18 protein-coding genes and 1 tRNA gene are annotated in these 20660 nt (G+C 33.8%); 4 read left to right on the top strand and 15 right to left on the bottom strand.

Annotated features, from left to right (window positions below; genetic code table 11):
- Positions 1-346 precede the first annotated feature (346 nt).
- The 8 genes from J2W48_RS17185 to J2W48_RS17150 all read right to left on the bottom strand — a co-directional run bounded on the left by J2W48_RS17185 (position 347) and on the right by J2W48_RS17150 (position 7271).
- Positions 347-1888, bottom strand: a complete 1542-nt coding sequence (locus tag J2W48_RS17185) for a hypothetical protein (protein WP_310282914.1) — start codon at positions 1886-1888, stop codon at positions 347-349.
- Between the two features lie 441 nt (positions 1889-2329).
- Entirely contained in the window at positions 2330-3079 is a 750-nt protein-coding gene (locus J2W48_RS17180) for a hypothetical protein (RefSeq protein ID WP_310282913.1), read from the bottom strand.
- A 362-nt stretch (positions 3080-3441) separates the two neighbouring features.
- Positions 3442-3813: a DUF1801 domain-containing protein gene (locus J2W48_RS17175; protein ID WP_310282912.1), complete on the bottom strand. Its 372-nt coding sequence runs from the start codon at positions 3811-3813 to the stop codon at positions 3442-3444.
- Between the two features lie 5 nt (positions 3814-3818).
- Complete coding sequence (locus J2W48_RS17170; RefSeq protein WP_310282911.1) at positions 3819-4277, bottom strand: GyrI-like domain-containing protein; 459 nt, start codon at positions 4275-4277, stop codon at positions 3819-3821.
- A 51-nt stretch (positions 4278-4328) separates the two neighbouring features.
- Positions 4329-5051, bottom strand: a complete 723-nt coding sequence (locus J2W48_RS17165; protein ID WP_310282910.1) for a helix-turn-helix transcriptional regulator — start codon at positions 5049-5051, stop codon at positions 4329-4331.
- 154 nt (positions 5052-5205) lie between these two features.
- Entirely contained in the window at positions 5206-5649 is a 444-nt protein-coding gene (locus J2W48_RS17160) for a GNAT family N-acetyltransferase (RefSeq protein WP_310282909.1), read from the bottom strand.
- Positions 5650-5775: 126 nt separating this feature from the next.
- Entirely contained in the window at positions 5776-6480 is a 705-nt protein-coding gene (locus tag J2W48_RS17155) for a LytR/AlgR family response regulator transcription factor (protein ID WP_310282908.1), read from the bottom strand.
- A complete protein-coding gene (locus tag J2W48_RS17150) occupies positions 6477-7271 on the bottom strand; it encodes a sensor histidine kinase (protein ID WP_310282907.1) in 795 nt (264 codons plus the stop codon). The genes J2W48_RS17155 and J2W48_RS17150 overlap by 4 nt, the downstream gene beginning before the upstream one ends.
- A gap of 200 nt (positions 7272-7471) precedes the next feature.
- On the opposite strand from J2W48_RS17150, the gene J2W48_RS17145 reads away from it, so the two are divergent.
- On the top strand, positions 7472-8344 hold the full coding sequence (locus J2W48_RS17145) for an ABC transporter ATP-binding protein (protein ID WP_310282906.1): 873 nt from the start codon (positions 7472-7474) through the stop codon (positions 8342-8344).
- A gap of 10 nt (positions 8345-8354) precedes the next feature.
- Positions 8355-11630, top strand: a complete 3276-nt coding sequence (locus tag J2W48_RS17140) for an ABC transporter permease/M1 family aminopeptidase (protein ID WP_310282905.1) — start codon at positions 8355-8357, stop codon at positions 11628-11630.
- A 401-nt stretch (positions 11631-12031) separates the two neighbouring features.
- On the opposite strand, the gene J2W48_RS17135 is transcribed toward J2W48_RS17140, so the two are convergent.
- The 3 genes from J2W48_RS17135 to J2W48_RS17125 all read right to left on the bottom strand — a co-directional run bounded on the left by J2W48_RS17135 (position 12032) and on the right by J2W48_RS17125 (position 14794).
- Positions 12032-12105, bottom strand: a tRNA-Arg gene (locus J2W48_RS17135).
- A 173-nt stretch (positions 12106-12278) separates the two neighbouring features.
- Positions 12279-12875 carry a 3'-5' exonuclease gene (locus tag J2W48_RS17130; RefSeq protein ID WP_310282903.1) on the bottom strand — a complete coding sequence of 199 codons (597 nt, stop codon included), beginning with the start codon at positions 12873-12875 and terminating at the stop codon, positions 12279-12281.
- A gap of 2 nt (positions 12876-12877) precedes the next feature.
- Entirely contained in the window at positions 12878-14794 is a 1917-nt protein-coding gene (locus tag J2W48_RS17125) for a DUF294 nucleotidyltransferase-like domain-containing protein (RefSeq protein WP_310282902.1), read from the bottom strand.
- A 192-nt stretch (positions 14795-14986) separates the two neighbouring features.
- On the opposite strand from J2W48_RS17125, the gene J2W48_RS17120 reads away from it, so the two are divergent.
- Positions 14987-15493 carry a DUF2911 domain-containing protein gene (locus tag J2W48_RS17120; protein ID WP_310282901.1) on the top strand — a complete coding sequence of 169 codons (507 nt, stop codon included), beginning with the start codon at positions 14987-14989 and terminating at the stop codon, positions 15491-15493.
- 151 nt (positions 15494-15644) lie between these two features.
- Here the strand turns inward: J2W48_RS17120 and J2W48_RS17115 are convergent, their stop codons facing one another.
- Positions 15645-16025, bottom strand: coding sequence for a hypothetical protein (locus J2W48_RS17115; RefSeq protein WP_310282900.1), 381 nt, complete (start codon positions 16023-16025; stop codon positions 15645-15647).
- Between the two features lie 30 nt (positions 16026-16055).
- Positions 16056-16472: a hypothetical protein gene (locus J2W48_RS17110; RefSeq protein ID WP_310282899.1), complete on the bottom strand. Its 417-nt coding sequence runs from the start codon at positions 16470-16472 to the stop codon at positions 16056-16058.
- Positions 16473-16615: 143 nt separating this feature from the next.
- Between J2W48_RS17110 and J2W48_RS17105 the strand changes: the two genes are divergently transcribed.
- A complete protein-coding gene (locus J2W48_RS17105; RefSeq protein ID WP_310282898.1) occupies positions 16616-17845 on the top strand; it encodes a multidrug effflux MFS transporter in 1230 nt (409 codons plus the stop codon).
- A 79-nt stretch (positions 17846-17924) separates the two neighbouring features.
- Here the strand turns inward: J2W48_RS17105 and J2W48_RS17100 are convergent, their stop codons facing one another.
- Entirely contained in the window at positions 17925-19184 is a 1260-nt protein-coding gene (locus tag J2W48_RS17100) for an NAD(P)/FAD-dependent oxidoreductase (RefSeq protein ID WP_310282897.1), read from the bottom strand.
- Positions 19185-19271: 87 nt separating this feature from the next.
- Entirely contained in the window at positions 19272-20606 is a 1335-nt protein-coding gene (locus J2W48_RS17095; RefSeq protein WP_310282896.1) for a DEAD/DEAH box helicase, read from the bottom strand.
- Positions 20607-20660: the final 54 nt, after the last annotated feature.

Here is a 20660-nt window from a genome sequence, read left to right as displayed (position 1 = left end):
TATAGCTGTTTATTGCGTTGAAATAATTGATATATTTTATTCTAAAAAAAAGGCATTCACTTTAGGTATGCCTTATTCAATTATTCTCTATTTTCGTTCACATCGTTTTTCTCCTTATAATTGGCAGATACATTATCTTTTTTTATTGGCCTCAGATATAGTTTAATACTATGGATTTTTAGTAGATTTTGCTTTAACCTCAAAAAAATATTAGCCAAAATTATACGAATTAGCACTAATTAATCTGAATGATTGCTTACTAATTTTCAAATTCATTTTGGCTGAAAAAACTTTTAAGTTTATTATTCAAACATAGAATAATAAACCAAACCCTGAAGAGGTATATTTAATTATCGCAGAAAGATCCTATTTGTTGCAAATGCCTTTCTGTTTGATATTTATTAAAGTTATCCCATTTTGGAGGAAAACTTGTTTTTTGCCCATACATAGCATCCAGACAAACATTGTTGTCTTTATACTTATTATGTAAAACGTCCAAAATTTTAAAGAAAAATTCATCCAGCATTACAATAGCTTCAAATTCGGATTTCAGTATATTATAATTAAAATCTGAAGGAGTCAATAATTGTAGCAAATCCAGAACTTCTTTTTTTTCCTCTTCATTGATTTCTGCCAAATAACCCATTTTTAAAGTTTTAAAAACCAAATTATTCCAGGCTGCACTATCATGTGCCCATTGCACATCAGGCAGATTTAGAGAATGCTCACAAATCAGAATAATAGAGAAAAGAACATCATTTAAGTATTCTGCCGGAAATTCATCAAAACTTCTGAATTCAAAACCGCTTTGGTACATTTTTTCCTGATTAAAATCAAGACCTACTTCTGAAAGCATTTCATATTCCATGTCAGCTTCAATCTGATCACGCCACCAAATGTTTTCCTCTTTTTCAAATTTCAGTAATTTTCTAAAATCATCAACATTATAGGTTAGAATTTTACCTTTTGGCATCGCCTTGTTGTAAGTTCCCACGCCTATGTAACGAGACATGGCATTTCTCATCGAACCCAATGTAAAGTTTTTATCTAAACTGTACTTATCACTTATCACACCCATAATATCAGGGCTTCCAAGAGTTGCTATGAAAAAAGGTTCAAACCACTGCAATAAATAAATGGCATTGGCATGTGTTTTTTCAAATTCATTATAGTCTACAATTCGGCTGTCTTCCGTTAATGAGGGTAAGGTAATATGAAAATGGTACGTTCCGTTATTAAATAAAACCAGGTTTTCCTGATTGGTCATGAACATATTGAGTCCGTTATTGTAATCCGGAAAATTTAATTTGCCATTTAGCACAGAAGATTCATTGATTTTGTCAAGGAATAACTTTTTGGTTGCTTTTAGTTCTTTGCAAGACTCTGCTATGGTTCTGTTTTCAAAATATTTGGTTACAAATTCTATAGAATCACCATCAAAATGTACAGAACCCATCGTTTTATTTCTTTGGGTAATCATACTTTGAATGTTGTACGGCTGATCTTCAAGGAAAAGTTCCATGATCGATTTTCCAAGATATTCAGGATTTTCGGTTGGTTGTGCGATCACCTCACCATTTTCTGTATCGACCAATGGCTTTACAGGCGATAATGTTTTGTGCTGATAGTTGACATCCAGTTTTTCCAGCGAATGACTGTTCATCATTCGGCTTACTTTATAGTTTTGATTCAAATTAAAAGCTTTTTTCAGCATAGGAGCTAAGCTTTCTGGTTTGTAGCAGTTTCTGTAGTCAATACTGTATTTTTCAAAACCAATTTTTTCTTGTATAAATTCACCAGTAACTATTAGGGATTCTTCAAATTGCATATAGGTTTCGTTTTCTAATCCAATTCCCCAATAATATTTTTTTGTCTGATTGTCTTTCATTTATACTTCTTTTCTTTTTTTATGGTTAGGTAAACTTTGTAAAGTCATTGTTTTTATTCGGAACACGAGTTTAATCTGTTAAAAATAAGAGACAGAAAAACTTTTAACGGATAAGCATCATTCTTATATCCATTAAAAAACTTTTTATTTTATTTTTAAAATTGTATGAAATTCTATTTTAGTCTCAGAAATTTTGCACTTGTATCAATTGAAATATGGAAAAAAAGTAAAAATTTTATAATGGGGTTATAAAATTACTATGTCAGTAATCACTTTTATATCAATAATTTAATCAGATGAATAGCCTAAATACAACTTTTTGCTATTCCTGTTTTTTCTAAGTTGCAAAAGTAGTTCTTTATTATGTTATTTACAAGTGGTTAACACGCTGATAATCAATAAATATTTTTGATGTTTCAATAATTGGGTTATTTGTTGTATTTAATCATGATAATAAAACACATAAGAGGAATATAATTCATCATTCCACCAATCTTTTCTAACTTCTGAAAAGTAATTATAATTCAGCTTTCCAGCTTGTGATTGCTGCGGATACACTACTACACCATTTTCCCGATATGCTTTATTTAAATCCGTTTCAGGAACAACAGGAACAATATGACCAGATAATCCTTTTATTTTTCTTTTGGCGCAAATTATTCCAATTCCGCCATTGGCATTCACCTTATTTTGAATTTCGTCAGCCGTAAACATTCTTTGCCATCCAAAACTCGCTCCCCATTGCAAAAACCAATCATGTATGGCACTAGAAAAAATACGATCAACAGTTTTTTCAAAAATAGCTTCAACTTCTTCTCCCTGCAATATTTTTTGCAATGCTTCATCCGTCCACCAAACCGTTGGAAGATATACTTTACAGAAATAACAATAATCGTAGGAGTAGACATTGCAATACGTGTCTTCTATTGTTTTTTGATACCTGATATTGTTAGCAACATCCAGTTTATCAATGATTCGGGCAATGCTTTCTTTTTTACTGGTAACGTCAGTCAGATCTCTAAACGGAATACTGGAATCCGATATAGGTTTTTCCTTCATTTCCATAGAGTCTAACCGGGATTTTGGATCGGGTAATAAATCAGCTTTTTTTATTTTAATATTCGGTACTGGATTATCAATCAGTGGTACTGATCGTACTGTTGTTGTTTCTGATATAGTATATTTTTCCATCTTGACTTCTTAAAATTATTTGGCTTAACGAGGTTTGAATTGACTAATTCTAACAACGTAATTTCATCAGGGGGTAAATATAGGTATTTTAAATTTTGTTAGGGAATTTAGAAAAAGACAAAGCACAGGAAACGGTACGATTTGTATAGTAGATTTAGTGCTTTTTAACATTTTTATGATTGTTTACAATTGAAAATAAAAAACACAACAACGATCAATGAGGATAATTTTTTTTACTGTGACTATTATGATTATTTTTCAATATTCCTTTTGCAAAAAAAGCATAAAAAACCCTATTTCATGAGAAATAGGGTTTTAAGTTTGTGACCTCGACTGGACAATACAAAGGATTAGGATGCCGGTCAATCTTTTAATTTAATTATGCCTGTTGTATATAAGTCCAAGGCTTTTTGTAAAATACTCTCAATTGCCCTTATTGGTAAATCTTTATTGGGATTAACTCTGAAAATTTTCATTCGGGAACGATCGCCTGCTTCCAGTTCCGGATGGTCAAGGTATTTTCCTTCTACCATAAGAATATAAGGTTCGTATGTCTTTTTATCTGTCCACAAATAGCAAAACATTTTTTTCTTATAGCAGAAGCAGGGCATTCCCCACTTCCGGGTTTCAGTAATGTTGGTATCCTGATTAAGAATAATGTCCCGTAATGCAAGCAGGCAGCTCTTGTTGGGCTCTTCTTTATCCAGATAGTAGTTATGAAGCTGCTCAACCATTTTTTCTATTTTACAGCAATTAAAAAATCTATTTCTGCGTCTGTCGGATTTTGTGCTTTTTCGCCAAAAACCTCAAAGTCTGCGGAAAACACTCTTTCTAAATCCATTTGCCAAATTTCCAACCATTTGTTTATAATCAAATCTTTGGCCAAATCTCCTTTGGCTGATAGTTTTACATAGTTCCCACCGTCAAACGATTTGCCAACCATTCCATCAGGTATGGTATTTAAAGTTGCTACTTTGCAGCCCAATATTGTCGTGTAAGGCTTCGTATGGTCGTTTTCATAGTCCGTATATATAGAATATACGGTGTTGTCAATTTTGTTTGGAATTGCTTCCAAAATTTTATCATTCATAAATCTGTTCCACAAATCTGCAATATCTTTTCCAGCCTGATTGCTTTCGTTTGTGGTTCTTACAGAAATTCCGATTACTTTAAAAGGCTCAATAGTTACTTTTTTCATTCTTAAAATATTTTAGTTCAGCCACAAAAATAAAATGGGGTTGCGACAACCCTATGTCAGGGGTTGGGAAGAATATTTTTTCCTGCAGATTTCAAAGTATTCCTGTAAGGTCATTTTATGAGGTTCGAACTGTTCATTGAGTGTTGTCAGGTTCTGAATTCTATCCAGTCGAAAGGCTCTGAAATCCTGTCTTAGCAGGCAAAAAGCAATGAGTAACCAATTTTCCTGTGTGCTGTAAACAGCAAAAGGTTCGATCGTTCGTTCAGTTATCTGGTCACTATCAGGCGAATGGTATTTTAGCCTGATAAGGTAAAAGTTTGTCAAGGCCAATTGCAACGTTGACAGATAATTGCTTGTTCGGTCGTTGTCAGCATTTTGTCTGAATACAATCCGGTCAGAAAGCAAATTTACTTTGTCCTTGGTGTTGTTACGTAAAACAGATTTTATCTTATTGATGGCTCCCGAATATTCTTTTACAAGTGAAGCATCTTTGTTTTTAAGTATAAGCTTTTCTGCGGTTATTAACGCATTGGCTTCGCTTTCCGTAAACATGACGGGTGGAATTCGGTAACCTTCCATTAAGGTATAACCTTTACCATCTTCTGTCAGTATTGGAACGCCCGCTTGTTCCAGTGCTTTAATGTCCCTATAGATTGTTCGTTTGCTAATTGAGAATTTTTCAGCTAGTTCGTTAGCAGTCAATAGTCGCTTCGTCTGTAATTGGGTCAAAATTGCAGTTAATCTGGAAAGTCGCTTTGTATCGTTATCGTTCATTGGTAAGCATAAAAAATTTTTATAGTACTCCGTTCCGCCCCTTTGTGAGGCTGCGAGCTTTTTAATCGAGTACTTTCTGTTACTAAATTTCTTGCGAAAGGCAAACGTGAATCTACCACATAAATGCGATCTCGCAAAACGGTTTTAGCAGTAGTTAATTTCTTAATTCCATATGTAAAGTTGGATATGGTTTTCCAAAGGAATCCAATTCCGAACGACTTGTTGTTTCAAATCCACATTTTCTGTAAAAACCTACTGCCTGGTCGTTTTGTTCATTTACATCAACTTTTCTCACATTCATTTTTTCAATTGAAAAATTCAATAATGCTTTTCCAATCTGTTTGCCTCTATAGTCCGGATGAATGAATAACATTTCCAGATTTTGATCTGCTGCTCCAAGAAAACCAGTTATTTCACCTTCCTCATTTCTTACACACTTCAATTCAACAGCATCTAAATAGGTATTGAAGATAAGTGGTTTAAAATATTGAATATCTTCTTCTTTTAAAAAGTGATGCGTTGCTCGAACAGAGGCCTCCCAAATATTGACAACTTCATTATACTCGTTTTTTTTAATATTGTCTATTTTGTATTTCATGTTATTTTTAATTACTGTTAACATACAACTTTTACGAAATAAAGTGCTGAGGAAATTTAGTTTTACCTCAAATACTGTTTTTGATAGCGGAACCATTCTAAATGGATAATCGGAATCTTGATGCTTCTATTTGAGGAGCCGGTCTAATTGTGCCTTAAATAATTTCCCAATAGGCACAGTGTAATCATCAATAAATATCTTGTTTCCCTCTATTCGTTTGATGTGTTTCTGTGCTACCATAAACGATCGATGTATCTGAACAAACCCTTGCGTTGGAATATGCTCCGATAGCGAAGATAATGCTCCACGCATGGTGATGATTTCTTCTTTTAGCACAATTTTAATATAGTTGCCCGAAGACTCTACAAACAAAACATCATCTAGCACAATTTGTATGTATTTGTTGTCTGAGCGTAGAAAAAGCCTTTCCTGATTTGTATCGCTAACAGCGTTGTGCATATTAGATTGTATTTTCGGAGTATCTGTACGTGCCTTATTGACCGCTTTCAAAAAACGTTCGAATGAAAAGGGTTTCAGTAGGTAATCGGCAATGTTTAACTCATAACCTTCTAAGGCATACTCTTTGTAGGCAGTGGTAACAATTACCTTTGGTGAATGAGACAGTGTTTTTAAAAATTCAAACCCTTGTAGTTTAGGCATATTCAGGTCAAGAAAAATTAAATCTACTGTATGATTATTGAGGTATTCAATGGCTTCAATGGCATCATAGCAGTCTTGCATCAATTGCATATTGGGTAACAGAGAGCAATATTTTTTGATGATGTCATGTGCCACCGATTCGTCATCCACTATAATGTATTTAGTACTCATAAAGTAAGTCTTAATCGGATTTTATAAATATCACGACGGTTAGTGTCTATTTCTAGTTTATGTTTGTTCAAATAAACCAATTCTAGTCTTTTTTTTAGGTTATTCAGTCCAATACCTTCAGTCCCGCCTTGCTCCTCGGTATCAAAATTATTTTCAATTTCAAAATCAACATATTGCAATGTAGCCTTTAAGCGAATGTAAACAAATGCATCTTTTCTCAATTTTTCTACTCCATGCTTAAAAGCATTTTCAACCATAATAATAAATAACAATGGCATAATCTTAATGCTACGATCTTCTGCATCTATATCAAAGCGAATGGTAATCTCCTTATGGTATCGCATTTTATGCAAATCCATGTAGTTTTCAAGGTAGGTAATTTCATCCGCTAAGGAAACCCAGTCATTTTGACCTTCATAAATACTGTACCGCATCATGTCAGAGAGTTTAAGAATTAACTGCTGTGCTTTAGCGGTGTCTTTTTCTACCAATCCATACAGATTATTCAAGGTGTTGAAAAAAAAGTGTGGATTAACCTGACTTTTTAAGTGCATTAATTCAGCGTGTGTTTTGTCTTTTTTTAGTCGGAGTATGATTTTAATCTGAATAATTAACCAGCGTATCATCCAGACTATCATTGAAATGAAAAACAGTAGAATGAAAATATGATAATCTTCTTCTTTTCCAAAAAAATCATTAAAAACCACAATTAGCATGGTGGTCACGATGAAAAAGTAGGGTACCAGCTTTTGAAGCCGCTGCTTATTAAAAGGTTTTTGAAGGAAAGTCATCCTGCAAAATTACACAAAAATTCAAGCTGATCGATGAGTTGTTACAAATGTACCTGTCGATGTGATGAACGTACTGTTTATAGTGGCAAGTGCTTTTGTCACTTGATACCAGTCATTCAAACCTGTCCTTCATATATCTGTCCCTGTTCTTTTTTTATCCATTCAATTCACCATAATATTGGGTCAAAATTAAATTAATCATGGACAATCTGATCATATCTGAACTTTCTAAAACATACAGCAACGGTGTTAACGCACTTCAAAACGTATCATTACAAATACCCGTGGGGATGTTTGGCCTGCTGGGTCCAAATGGCGCAGGTAAATCAACACTCATGCGTACAATAGCGACCTTACAGGAGGCTGATAGTGGAAGTATTAAATTGGGAAGTCTCAATATTTTAGAAAACAAGAATGAATTAAAAAAAGTATTGGGCTATCTGCCACAGCAATTTGGGGTATATCCGGCATTATCCGCAGAGATGCTATTGAGCCATCTGGCAGTGTTGAAAGGAATTATGAATAGAAAAGAGCGTAAAGAAATTGTAGATGCGCTTCTTCATAAGGTAAATCTGTATGAAGTGCGAAAGCAAAAACTGGGTGAGTTTTCCGGAGGAATGAAGCAACGCTTTGGCATTGCACAGGCATTGCTGAACAATCCTAAGCTGCTGATTGTAGATGAGCCCACAGCAGGATTAGATCCTGTGGAACGCAACCGCTTTTATAATTTACTAAGTGAAGTTGGCGAGCGTACCATCGTAATTCTCTCAACGCATATCGTAGAAGATGTAAAAGAGTTATGCCCCAGGATGGCCCTCATCAACAAAGGCAAAGTGCTTATTCAGGGAAATCCAGTACGAATTATGGAAAACCTGCAGGGGCGGTTATATGAAAAAATCATACACAAAAACGAATTGGAACAATACAAAGACGAATATCAGGTCATCAGTGACCGCCTGTATTTAGGAAACCAAATTGTTCATGTCATCAGTGATACCCATCCGGGTTCAACGTTCAAACTTATTGATGCCAACCTGGAAGATGTTTATATGTCTCAAATCCTTAACTCTTAATTTTTAACAGATGTTATACGAATTTTTCATATTTGAAATTAAATACCGATTGAAACGACCTGAAACGTATTTCTTCTTTTTACTTCTATTTTTCTTCTCAGCAGTAGGCGTCGAGTTTGTATTTCAGGGAATAGATTTAGGATTAGTGAAAAAGAATTCTCCACTTGTAATTGCTAAATCCATGGGGGCAATCACGGGATTGTCGATGATTATTGCATCAATGGTTATGGGTGTTTCTGTACTGCGTGATTTTCAGTACGACGTTACTTCATTGATTTATGTTAACCCTATCTCCAAAAAAGATTATCTGTTGGGCCGTTTTTTAGGATCCTTTGTTGTGTTACTGTTTATTTTTAGTGCTCTGCTCTGGGGAATGATGGCGGGAGAATTTCTGCCATGGAATGATCCAAACGAATTTTTGCCCTTTCACTCTATTAATTACCTACAGCCCTTTCTTTGGGTGGTTTTACCCACCCTGTTTTTTGGTGCTTCTGTTTTTTTTGCGACGGGTGCACTCAGCAAAAATTTGATGGTTGTGTACACTCAGGGCGTGGTCATTTTTGTGTTGTTCATGATTACCAAAGGCATTACCAATGAAACCTTTCAGGCGTTATTGGATCCCTTTTCGCTCACTACTTTAACTAAAGCGACCAAAGGCTGGACGGTAATGGATAGAAACTCTTTTCTTATTCCAGTGTCAGGTATTATGCTGCTTAACAAACTCTTCTGGATAGGCTTGGGCATTTTGGTGCTGACGATTGGCTATATCAAGTTTAAATTGATGGTCATCAATGAAAAGACTTTCAATAAAAAACAGCAGCAAAAGATTAAAACATTACCAGTTACTTTTAGTAAGAGCCTGCCATTGGTTACACCTGTCTATCATATGAAGGCGCAGGTCGTTCAGTTGTTGCTCAATGCATGGTTTCATAGCGTGTCCATTCTCAGGCTCATTTCCTTTTGGGCTATTATTCTGTGCTGCTTCATTGTTATTTTGGTCAATTCGGTGAGCTTAGGCACTTCCTATGGCGTAGATAGCTATCCAACCACCTATTTCATTATCGAAGAATTGCGGGAGATGTCCATTTACTTCTTCATGATCATTTTAGTCTTTTATTCCGGTGAGATTATGTGGAAGGAAAGGGATGTAAAGCTTGACCTCATTCATGATGCCTCACCCTTTAGTAGTTTTATTAATGTGGGCAGCAGGTTTCTTGGATTGCTGTTTATCTATGCCATTGTCATGCTCTCACTCATTGCTGCCGGAGTGCTGTTTCAAACATTAAACGGCTACTATCGCTACGAGTTGGGTGTCTATTTCTTCGGTTTTTTTTTAGAGCTATTTCCATTTCTGACCTTATACACATTTGCGTCCATGTTCTTTCAGGCACTTACGGGAAACAAGTTTATAGGGATGCTCGCCACCATCGCATTTGCTGTCATCAATGTAGCCATTGGCGTATTTGGTTTAGAACATGCCTTACTTAACTTTGGTGGACAGGCACTGGCCTCATACTCAGATATGAATGGTTATGGGCACTTTCTGGGCGCTTATCTCTGGGTAAAAATCTATTGGGTATTGTTTGGTTTGCTGCTCTTGATCTTCGCAAGTATTTTGATGGTAAAGGGAACCGAAACAGGGTTGAGAAAACGATGGACGGGCGGACTAAAACAAACAGGAAAATCGTTGCGGATTTTCAGTTTAGTTTGCCTGACGCTCTTCATCAGTATTGGAAGTTATATTTTTTACAATAACAATGTGCTGAATGAATTTTGGACTAAGGGTCGGCAAGCTGATTTTAGAGCTGGTTACGAAAAAGCGCTCAAGCAGTTTGAATATATTCCACAGCCGAAAATTACAGCTATCAAGCTAAAAATTGATCTGTTCCCATCAAAAAGAGCCTATGAAATAAAAGGTTATTATGTTGTTGTCAATACATCGCAAGAACCCATGCAGGAAATTCATGTACAAAAACTACTAGAATCAAACGTAGAATTAACGGATGTAACCTTTGATCGTGACTCAAGAATAAATAAAAGGTATAAGAAATATCATTATACCATTTACCAATTGAGCCAACCGTTAGCTTCCGGTGATACACTGAAAATGAATTTTAAACAAACTTTACATCAAAAAGGTTTTGTAACAGACAATTCTGAGATAGATGTAGTGTATAACGGCACTTTCTTTGACAATACGGTGTTACCGGGTTTTGGCTATCAGAAAAAATATGAACTTCAGGATCAGGACAATCGAAAAGATTTTGGGCTGGCTCCAAGACTGCAAAAAGCCAGGCGGGATGATGTAAGAGAATTGGTGAATGCACGTAGCGGAAGTGATTCGGACGGCATCGACTTAGATGTAGTAATCAGTACAGAAGTGCCACAAACAGCACTCACCTCTGGCGATTTAGTGGCGAGATGGAGTACAAGCGGGCGCAATTATTTTCATTACAAAACCCATCAACGGATCATCCATTTTTATCCCATTGTATCAGGCCGGTATAAGGTAATGAGAGAAACCTGTATTCCATTGGGCAATATTTCAAAAAAGCCTGTTGATTTAGAAATTTATTACCACAAAGGACATGAGTACAACCTGAAACGTATGATGGAATCTATGAAAATGTCGTTGGATTATTACAGCAAGCATTTCAGTCCGTACCAATACAACCATCTCCGTATTGTCGAGTTCCCAAGGTATCGCACATTTGCCCAATCGCTGCCAGGCACTATTCCGTTTTCAGAAGCCATAGGTTTTGTGATGGACATTGATGATAAAAAAGATGTAGACATGGCATTTTACATTACAGCTCATGAAGTAGCTCACCAATGGTGGGGATTGCAATTGGAAGCTGCAAACGTACAGGGACAAAATATGATTTTGGAAACACTGGCGCAGTATTCTGCCATAATGGTGCTTAAAGAAAAATACCCGGATGAAAAAGTTAAGCAATTTTTGAAGTTCCAATTGGATGAATATACAGAAGCTAACTTAAAGTCCAGCAAGAAGGAACTGCCACTAGCATTGGTTGAAAATGAAGAACACATCTATTACAACAAAGGAGCACTCTCTATGTATGAATTGCAGAAACAAATTGGTGAAGAAAATGTAAACACGGCATTACAGCATTTTCTGAATGATTGGCACTCTTTCAATAATTCCCAAAAACCAAATCGCTATGCAACTACTGTGGACTTAATTAAGTATTTTCGAGAAGTAGCTCCGGATTCAAAACAACATGTTATAACAGATTTGTTTGAACAGGTAAATAGTATCAAGTAAAGCAAGTTGCTATTGGTCATTGTAAAGCGACATCCAAAAATATTTAGCATAACCATTTTAAAATTAAATGAATACGAAAGAAATAAAGTCCATCAACATTTTGGAGAAATTTTCATTGTTTGAAAAACTATGGACACCACATATAATTGGTGAACTCAACGGACAATATGTTAAGCTTTGTAAACTTAAGAACGACTTTGTTTTTACTAGCTATCCAGTTTTAAAAGAGACCATGTTCCACGATGTTGTACAAAACTAATAATGTCAAAAATGGAAAGATTTACGTTTTGATCCAATTTTTACTACTCCTCAGATTACGTTTTGATCCTTTTATATACTGTTAAAGAGTGAAATAAAGGCATAAAAAAAGCTCCAAATCAATGATTTGGAGCTTTTACTTGTGACCTCGACTGGATTCAAACCAGTAACCTCTTGAGCCGTAATCAAGTGCGCTATTCAGTTGCGCCACGAGGCCTTAATGCGGGTGCAAATATAGGGATAAATGTTAGATCTCCAAAATAAAAATACTATAAAAATGAAATAAAAAACGCATTAAAAATTATATACATGATTGTCAAGGTTTTCGGAATAATAAAATTTCATTTATTTATAATAAAATTTCCAAATTATGCAGAGTAGGGGCATAATTTAATTAATCCCCAATTTTGATTTTAATTTCAAAAACAACAAACCAATTCTATAAGCATCTTCTGAAGAAGAATGTCTGTCACTTTTTGAAATTTTGTATATCTCACACAAATCATCCAAAGAAAATTGTTTGTCATTTATATCATGCAATTTTCGGTACATTACATCAATATCCAAAGCCTCATTTTTTAGTCTTCCACAATCTAATCTTTCCAGACCGGCATTTATCATTTCTATATCAAAATTGATATGATGACCAACCAGAACCGCATTTCCTATATAATCTATCAATGCTTGAAATGCATCAGCTTCTTCAAGCTTTTCCATCTTACTTTCAATGATGAATTCATTGGATAGACCGTTCTCCTGAAAATATTTATATTGCAATAAAACAGCTTCAAAGCTATCCTGAATAATAATGCTATTATCAAGTATTGCAAAGGATCCAATTGATAAAATAACATCCTTGTCAGGATTTAATCCCGATGTTTCTGTTGAAATGACTACAAATCTATTTGGTTTTGTTTCAAATTTATTTAAGTAATTCTTCCAGAAATCAGGGTATTCTTTGTTAATATTTTTAAGCCAATCCAGCATATTTATGAAAATTGTGTAAGTTGAAATTTACTTTTTATCAATTCTTCAAGATCACGCATTGGTGTTAATGCGTTTTTTAACTTCTCTTTATCGCTTTTAGATAATTCTTTTAAATTGATATATTGTCCAGAATCATCATTTTTCAATCCTTCCATTGTTCTGTACTTTGATAATGTCAGAAAAGCTTCAGCACAGCTTAAATATATTTCTGCATTTTTTGAGTCGGAAATGGCTAATTGCTTAAATCTTAAATACGTATTTTGTATTCCTTTTATATTTAAACTCAATATCAGTAATCTCGCACCATCAATTAAAGGCATTAATGCTTTGGTTTTAATATCAAATTTAGATTTATAAAGTCCTTCTTCTTCAACATTAAATTTTTTGAAAAAACTAAGCGGTGAATTCTTTTTTAAGGCATCATTTCCTAAAAAATCAAAAAATAACGGATTATTGATGGCATTTTTAAAAATGACATTTTCTATTGCTTCTTCAATTTTTGGTTCTCCAAAAACAATTTCATAATCAAAGAATATACTACTTAAATCATTGCTGTTCTCACCTGGAGTATTCATCCAGCTATTGTATTGTTTTGTCCAGTCTGTCAATGACTTACACCATAACATATTACTGGCCATGTGGCCGTTTGGACAAAAATCGTATCCTATTTTTTCTAATAAAGATGTTGTTCTCTTGGCCAGTCGTAAAAAATAATCTTTTACATCCCTGTAATTTTCCGCAGATACATCTTCAAAAATTAATATACTGTCCTGATCTGTAAGTAAAAGTTGTTCTTTTCTCCCTTGGCTTCCAATACTTAACCATGCAAATCTGGCAGGAGGGGAGCCTAAATCCAGTATTGAAAGTTCTACAGAACGCTTGATCAGAGCAAGATTTATTTCGTTTGCGATATTACTAATATGAGAAATAGGAATGCTTTTTTGGATGGAATTTTGAATTAAATCCGAAAGGCGTTCACGTATATGTTTTAAATCTTTTGGAAGTTGTGATCGCTTAATTTCTTTAATTAAAACACCTGGATTACTAGCCTGGGCAACAATTAAGTCATGTTCGGAAATAATTCCTTTCACACCAGATTTATTAGTTCCGTCTTTAGTAACACACAAATGGGAAACATTATGTTTAAGCATTAAAAGTTGAGCTTCTGCCAATGATACGTTTTCTATAACCGTAACAACAGGAGAGGACATGATTTTATCAATTGTTTCGGTAATAGGGTATCGTCCAGTTGCTATTTTTGAAGATAAGTCAGCATCTGTTAAAATACCAATAGGATTATTGTTTTCACAAACCACAATGTTATCAACCATTGAATTCGTCATTAAAATAGCAACGTCTTTTACAATTTGATCTGCAGTGGTTGTTAATGGCGAATTATTATAATTAAGAGATTGAATATATTGCATTTCTGATTGCGGATCTACATAATATGAAGCATCAGAAATCAATTTATTTCCAGAACCCACGCTATCTTTAGTATGTCGTGAATTGGTAGCAAAACTTTCTAGCAGAAAATTTAAAACATCTGAATTGTTGGCTACAAATGGTCTGAAAACAGCAATTGGAATAGCATAAACAATACTTTCTTCACGAGCTTTCGCAGTCATCATGTAATTGTTTTTTGCGAAAAAAGGACGCAAACCAAAAATATCACCTTCATGACATTTATTGATAATTGTCTCTTCGGCATCAGCTATTGTGGTTAAATTTATTGTACCTGATGACACAACATAAAAGCTGTCATGAAGCATATCATTGTTTTGAAATAATATAGCATTTTTTTCTAAATTTAAAACACGAATATTTGTCGCAATATGAGATAATTCCTGAAAAGTCAGATTATTAAATGGAGGGTATTCTTTTAAAAAATCTGCAATATGTTCAGCTATAGTATTCATAATTGTTTGATATTTTTTTTTTAAAGTATCGAATGTAAAAATAATAAAATAATAAATCATAATACTACCTTATTGTATTGTATAATAATTAATTTCTGTACATCTTAATTTTTTCTTAAAATTATTAAGAAATGGCACATTTTAAGGTAAGAAATTATAATTTCATTATTTAAACATAAATATTTTGAAATCATGAAAATACAAGACAAATTTTTATTCTTACTTATGGCTCTTTTTACAGTTGCAATTAGCAATGCACAAGGAAAACCCGCCAGTCCGCCAGCTGTTACAACAGGAAAAATAAATGATGCCACAATTACAATCAGTTACAGTAGTCCATCTGTAAAAGGCAGAAAAATTTGGGGTGAATTGGTACCATTTGATAAAATATGGCGTGCAGGTGCTAATGAAGCAACAACAATTGAAACAGATAAAGATCTTACAATTGAAGGCTCAAAATTACCTGCTGGTAAATATTCTTTTTTTGTGATTCCCAGTGAGAAAGAAAGTATTTTAATTTTTAATAAAGTTGCCAAGCAATCCGGAACTCATAATTATGATGAAAAAGAAGATCAGCTGCGTGTAAAGGTTCAACAAAAAATAGCTGACACAAATACAGAAAGCCTAACATACATAATTAATAAAAATTCTATTGTTTTAAGTTGGGAAAAATGGAAAATTCCGTTTTCTGTAAAATAATAAGTTTTAGTCACAAATAAAAACTGCATTGCAAAATAATTGTAATGCTGTTTTTTTTATTGGAAAAGCTTAAGCAAATGTAGTAATCCTGAAATTTTCTATTTTACATAATATAAATTATAGTTCAATATATATTATACTAAAATTGCGACTATTCATATAATTTTTCCAGAATCGCTTCTTTAGGAAGTTTATCTGATCCGCTTCTTTTATTAAATTGTAAGGTAGTTTCGTTTGCCAATAATACTACGTTAAAGTCTTTACCCTCATTTCCTTTTAATAAAACATATGCTTTATCACCATTCACATAACCAGTAATGTCTAATGAATCAATCTTTTGGTAATTTTCTTTATGAATGATTTTAACCGATCCATAAATTTTGCTGTATGATTGAGCAATATTAATAATTAAAATATCCGCATTAATACAATCAATACAATTTTCATTACTCCATGTTCCTGTAAATTTATTGGTTTGAGAAAATCCCGAAAAAACAATAAACAGAATAAGCAAAAAAGTAATTTTCTTCATTTTAAAAAATTTAATTTGATGCTTTTTCTTTTATAATTTATTCTGATAAACTGCTTTTCCGTTTAAGGAAACTTCAATTTCGTTTTTTGAATCTGAAAAAGTGGTTCTCAAAACATTTCCTTTAAAAACAGAGACATCTCCATATACTTTCCCGGTTTCATCAGAAACGTATTCAAACAGCAATTTTTTATTATCTGGCTCAATACCTAATTTATAGCTTGAAAATTTAGTATTTCTCAAATCAAATTCTTGTTGTGAATCAATTATTTTTCCATCAGCATAAAAATTATTAATTTGTTTGTTTAAAGTAATATCGGGATAAAACTCATTTACCTTTTTAAGAAGTTCATATTGTGCCGTACTTACATTTTCAAGTTTTGACGTGATTGTCTGGGCAAATGACATTGATGTAACTATAAGCGATAAGAGTAAAATGTGTTTTTTCATAATTTTATTTTTTAGATTAAATGCTTCTAATAAATTATTTAATTTGTAAAACAACTAACTTTTTTGATAAAAGTTGTTTTTAATATCTAACAAGATACGAAATCTTTATCTTTGCAAAAAATAAAAGGCAATTTTTTAAGAAAATGACAACAAGGAAATATATTAAACTCATTCTTATTTTAGGTTCATTAACAGCTTTAGGTCCATTTTCTATTGATATGTATTTGCCAGGTTTTTCAGGTATTGCAAAAGACTTAAATACAACAGTCGCCAAAGTTTCTATGAGTTTATCGAGTTACTTTATAGGAATTTCAGCCGGACAATTGCTTTATGGGCCTTTATTAGACCGTTTTGGACGAAAAAAGCCATTGTTCATTGGTTTAATGGTTTACATTCTTGCTTCTTTGGGATGTGTCTATGTTACTGATATTGATTCCTTTATATTATTACGTTTTATTCAGGCCATTGGCAGTTGTGCCGCAACTGTAGCGTCTGTAGCAATGGTTCGGGATTTGTTCCCTGTCAAGGATATTCCTAAAGTATTTTCATTATTAATGCTCGTTCTTGGACTTTCGCCAATGTTAGCGCCAACAATTGGAGGTTATGTAACAGAAGATTATGGTTGGCACACTGTGTTTTTAATATTGATGTGTATGGGGATTGCTATTTTACTTGCATCCCAAATAGGTTTGCCAAATAGTTATAAACCTGACACCACTATTTCACTTAAACCAAAACCTATTATTTCTAATTTTGTAAAGGTGCTGAAAGAACCACAATTTTATACTTACGCTTTTACCGGTTCAATTGCATTTTCCGGCTTATTTACCTATGTTGCGGCCTCTCCTATAATTTTTATGGATATTTATCATGTAGATGCCAAAACTTACGGATGGATTTTTGCTTTTATGTCGGTCAGTTTTATTGGATCGAGTCAATTGAATTCTCTTTTATTGAAAAAATTCTCCAGCGAGCAAATGATTTTTGCAGCTTTAATTACCCAGTCCATAATAAGTATTGTCTTCCTGATATTTTCTTTAAACAATCTATTGGGATTATATGGGACTATCGGAATGTTATTCTTATTTTTAGGGTGCTTAGGTATTTCAAACCCTAATACTGCAGGGCTTACTATGGCTCCTTTTGCCAAAAATGCCGGAAGTGCGTCTGCTTTAATGGGCGCTATTCAGTTAGGTTTAGGGGCTTTGGCTTCGTTTGCTGTCGGAATTTTTGTAATAGATTCAGTAACCCCAATGGTAATAATTATGGCATCAACTACTATTATCGCTTTTATTGTCCTGAATATTGGAAAACGTTTTATTATACAAAAAGTAGCATTATCTACAGATGATGATACTATGATGGGACATTAAAACAAATCTTATCGTTATAATAATACCATTTAGAAATCTAAATAGTATAAAAAAGCCGGAACAAAATTCCGGCTTTTTATTATGATCTTTTATCAGGTCTGATAATCATTCTGAGAGATTGATCCCGTGCAAAATAGGCTACCATCCAATTATAGAAAGTGTTTATTCTATTGCGGTATGTTATTAATGATATAAGGTGAATAAATAACCATATAATCCAGGCGAAAAAACCTTTAAAGTGCCATTTTGGGCTTGGCAAATCTACCACAGCTTTGTTTTTTCCTATAATAGCCATAGAGCCTTTGTCTTTGTAAACAAATGGTTTCAGAGGTCTTTTCTGAAACATTGCTTTAAAGTTTTTGGCCAGATTTAGTCCTTGCTGAATGGCAACCTGAGCAACCTGAGGATGTCCGTCCGGAAAATTTTTGTCACCGGCTGAAATTGCGGTATCGCCAATAGCATAAATATTTGTCAGGCCATTCACTTTATTATACTCGTCAGTTGCCATGCGTCTTCCGCGGCCATAGCTTTCTTTTGGGATTCCTTCAAATATTTTTGCTGTAACACCTGCAGCCCAGATTAAATTTTTGGTTTTGATAGTCTCTCCATTTTCAAAATGTACGGTGTCATCCACATAATCAATAACACGACTGTTTAATTTGACGATTACGCCTAAATTGGTTAAGGCTTCTAAAGTGTCTTTTTGAGAAGCTTCGCTCATTGGTGCCAGTAAAGCATCACCTCCATCTACTAAATAAACATTGCTTGCTGATGTTTCAAGTTCCGGATATTCTTTTAGCAGAATATTTTTCCTCATTTCGGCAAACATTCCTGAAACCTCTACTCCTGTTGGGCCTCCTCCGGCTACCACAATTGTCAATAACTTACGACGTTTGCGGATGTCCTTGCAAATAGCGGCTTTCTCAAGGTTTTTAAGCAGGGTATTTCGCATTTCGATGGCATCATTTAAGGTTTTCATCGGAATAGCGTTTTTCATCACGTTCTCCATACCAAAATAACTTGTTTCTGCACCTGTAGCAAAAACTAAATAATCATAATCCAGTTCACCGTTATTAAGTATGATTTTATTTTCGGCAGGAACTACAGAAAGTAATTCGCCTAAACGAAATTGTAGATTTTTTTTTCCGGCAAAAAATTTTCTGAAAGGATAACTAATACTCGAAGGCTCTAAAAAAGCTGTTGCAACCTGATATATAAGTGGTGGAAAAAAGTTGTAATTGTTTTTATCGACGAGTGTTACTTGTATATCTGGATGGTTTACAAGTTCTTTTGCCAGGTTTAATCCTGCAAACCCCCCTCCGATGATGACTATTTTCATATAGTATTGTTTATTAGTAGGTTTTATTCAAAAATAAATACCTCATAAAAGTACAACAATAATTTTCAAAGTCAAAAGTTAGAATTACTACTTTTTGAATTTTTTAACAGGTTTTTCAGTCACTTCAACTTTGTTCTGCAAAACGTAATTGGCTAACAATTTTTCAATTAATTCGTCTTTGGTAAGATGATGAAAAACTGTTTTTACTTTTGTTTTCAAATCAGTTGAAATATCGTGATTGGGCTTTGTTTTAAAAATTTGTTTTGCCCATAAAAGGGTATTATTTTCCTCAAGACTTGCTACAGAAGGTTTCTTAAATTCAGTAAATTTGAGTCCAAGTTCTCTTTCGAACTCAGGAATTTCTATTACTTCTTCTTGTTGAAGTACAGTTAATGAGAGCCCCTTTGCTCCTGCCCTTGCTGTTCTTCCGCTTCTGTGAACATACGTTTCGTAAACATCAGGCAAATGATAATTCACCACATAAGATATTTCTTTTACGTCAATTCCTCTGGCGGCCAAATCTGTAGCCACTAAAATATTGATATGCCCTTCACGGAATTGCTCCATAATCCTGTCTCGAATTCCCTGGGATAAACTACCGTGAATGGCTCCTGATGAAAAACGATTAATAGCCAGATTTTTTGCTAATTTATTAACTGCGGCTTTGGTTTTACAAAAAATAATTCCGCGTTCTCCGTCTTTTGAATTTAGGAAATGCATTAAAACATCCAGCTTTTCAATTGGATCCACTACAATATATTCGTGATCTATCCCCTGGTTCCCAACTGTTTCCATATTGGCACTAACCTGAAGGACGTTTTTATTTAAGTAATTTTGAATCAGTTGTTTTATGATTCCCGGTAAAGTAGCTGAAAACAATAAAGTACGGTGTTTTTTAGGAAGTTCAGCAACAATTTCGTCCAGGCTTTCCTTTAGAATAGAAACCATTTCATCGGCTTCATCTAAAACTAAATATTGAGTTTGTTTTAAGTCGATTGCTTTACGCTGAATTAAATCGATTAAACGTCCCGGTGTTGCTACTACAATATGGGTTGGTTGCTTTAATCTTTCAATTTGTGGTTTTATTGGAATTCCGCCACAAGTTGCAGCTATTGCAATATTTGAAATATGCCTTCCAAAATCTTCTAAATTCCTGAATATCTGCTGCCCAAGTTCTCTGGTTGGCACCAGAATTACGGCCTGAACAATTGGGGATCCGGTATCAATTAATTGCAATAATGGTAATCCGAAAGCAGCAGTTTTTCCGGTTCCGGTTTTGGCTAAACCTACTAAATCATGGGTTTCAGATAAAAGTAAGGGAATCGTTTTTTGTTGAATCTCTGTTGGTTCAACAATATTCAATTCACCTAATGCTTTTAAAATTGGCGCTGAAATTCCTAATGATGAGAATTGATTTAACATATTTTTTATTTAAAGATTTAAAATTGAAAAATTGAAAAATTTCTCATTATTTTA

Source organism: Flavobacterium piscis, assembly GCF_031457575.1.
Classification (GTDB): Bacteria; Bacteroidota; Bacteroidia; order Flavobacteriales; family Flavobacteriaceae; genus Flavobacterium; species Flavobacterium piscis_A.
Note: the sequence above shows the minus strand (reverse complement) of the source record. Positions and strands in the feature narration are given on the sequence as shown.

Excerpts from the sequence above, each read along its gene's own strand:
- J2W48_RS17140 (WP_310282905.1), top strand. The coding sequence starts at position 8,355 with ATGTTATACGAATTTTTCATATTTGAAATTAAATACCGATTGAAACGA.
- J2W48_RS17095 (WP_310282896.1), bottom strand. The coding sequence starts at position 20,606 with ATGTTAAATCAATTCTCATCATTAGGAATTTCAGCGCCAATTTTAAAA.
- J2W48_RS17180 (WP_310282913.1), bottom strand. The coding sequence starts at position 3,079 with ATGGAAAAATATACTATATCAGAAACAACAACAGTACGATCAGTACCA.
- J2W48_RS17120 (WP_310282901.1), top strand. The coding sequence starts at position 14,987 with ATGAAAATACAAGACAAATTTTTATTCTTACTTATGGCTCTTTTTACA.
- J2W48_RS17100 (WP_310282897.1), bottom strand. The coding sequence starts at position 19,184 with ATGAAAATAGTCATCATCGGAGGGGGGTTTGCAGGATTAAACCTGGCA.
- J2W48_RS17175 (WP_310282912.1), bottom strand. The coding sequence starts at position 3,813 with ATGGTTGAGCAGCTTCATAACTACTATCTGGATAAAGAAGAGCCCAAC.
- J2W48_RS17145 (WP_310282906.1), top strand. The coding sequence starts at position 7,472 with ATGGACAATCTGATCATATCTGAACTTTCTAAAACATACAGCAACGGT.
- J2W48_RS17185 (WP_310282914.1), bottom strand. The coding sequence starts at position 1,888 with ATGAAAGACAATCAGACAAAAAAATATTATTGGGGAATTGGATTAGAA.
- J2W48_RS17130 (WP_310282903.1), bottom strand. The coding sequence starts at position 12,875 with ATGCTGGATTGGCTTAAAAATATTAACAAAGAATACCCTGATTTCTGG.
- J2W48_RS17155 (WP_310282908.1), bottom strand. The coding sequence starts at position 6,480 with ATGAGTACTAAATACATTATAGTGGATGACGAATCGGTGGCACATGAC.
- J2W48_RS17110 (WP_310282899.1), bottom strand. The coding sequence starts at position 16,472 with ATGAAAAAACACATTTTACTCTTATCGCTTATAGTTACATCAATGTCA.
- J2W48_RS17150 (WP_310282907.1), bottom strand. The coding sequence starts at position 7,271 with ATGACTTTCCTTCAAAAACCTTTTAATAAGCAGCGGCTTCAAAAGCTG.
- J2W48_RS17125 (WP_310282902.1), bottom strand. The coding sequence starts at position 14,794 with ATGAATACTATAGCTGAACATATTGCAGATTTTTTAAAAGAATACCCT.
- J2W48_RS17105 (WP_310282898.1), top strand. The coding sequence starts at position 16,616 with ATGACAACAAGGAAATATATTAAACTCATTCTTATTTTAGGTTCATTA.
- J2W48_RS17115 (WP_310282900.1), bottom strand. The coding sequence starts at position 16,025 with ATGAAGAAAATTACTTTTTTGCTTATTCTGTTTATTGTTTTTTCGGGA.
- J2W48_RS17165 (WP_310282910.1), bottom strand. The coding sequence starts at position 5,051 with ATGAACGATAACGATACAAAGCGACTTTCCAGATTAACTGCAATTTTG.
- J2W48_RS17160 (WP_310282909.1), bottom strand. The coding sequence starts at position 5,649 with ATGAAATACAAAATAGACAATATTAAAAAAAACGAGTATAATGAAGTT.
- J2W48_RS17170 (WP_310282911.1), bottom strand. The coding sequence starts at position 4,277 with ATGAAAAAAGTAACTATTGAGCCTTTTAAAGTAATCGGAATTTCTGTA.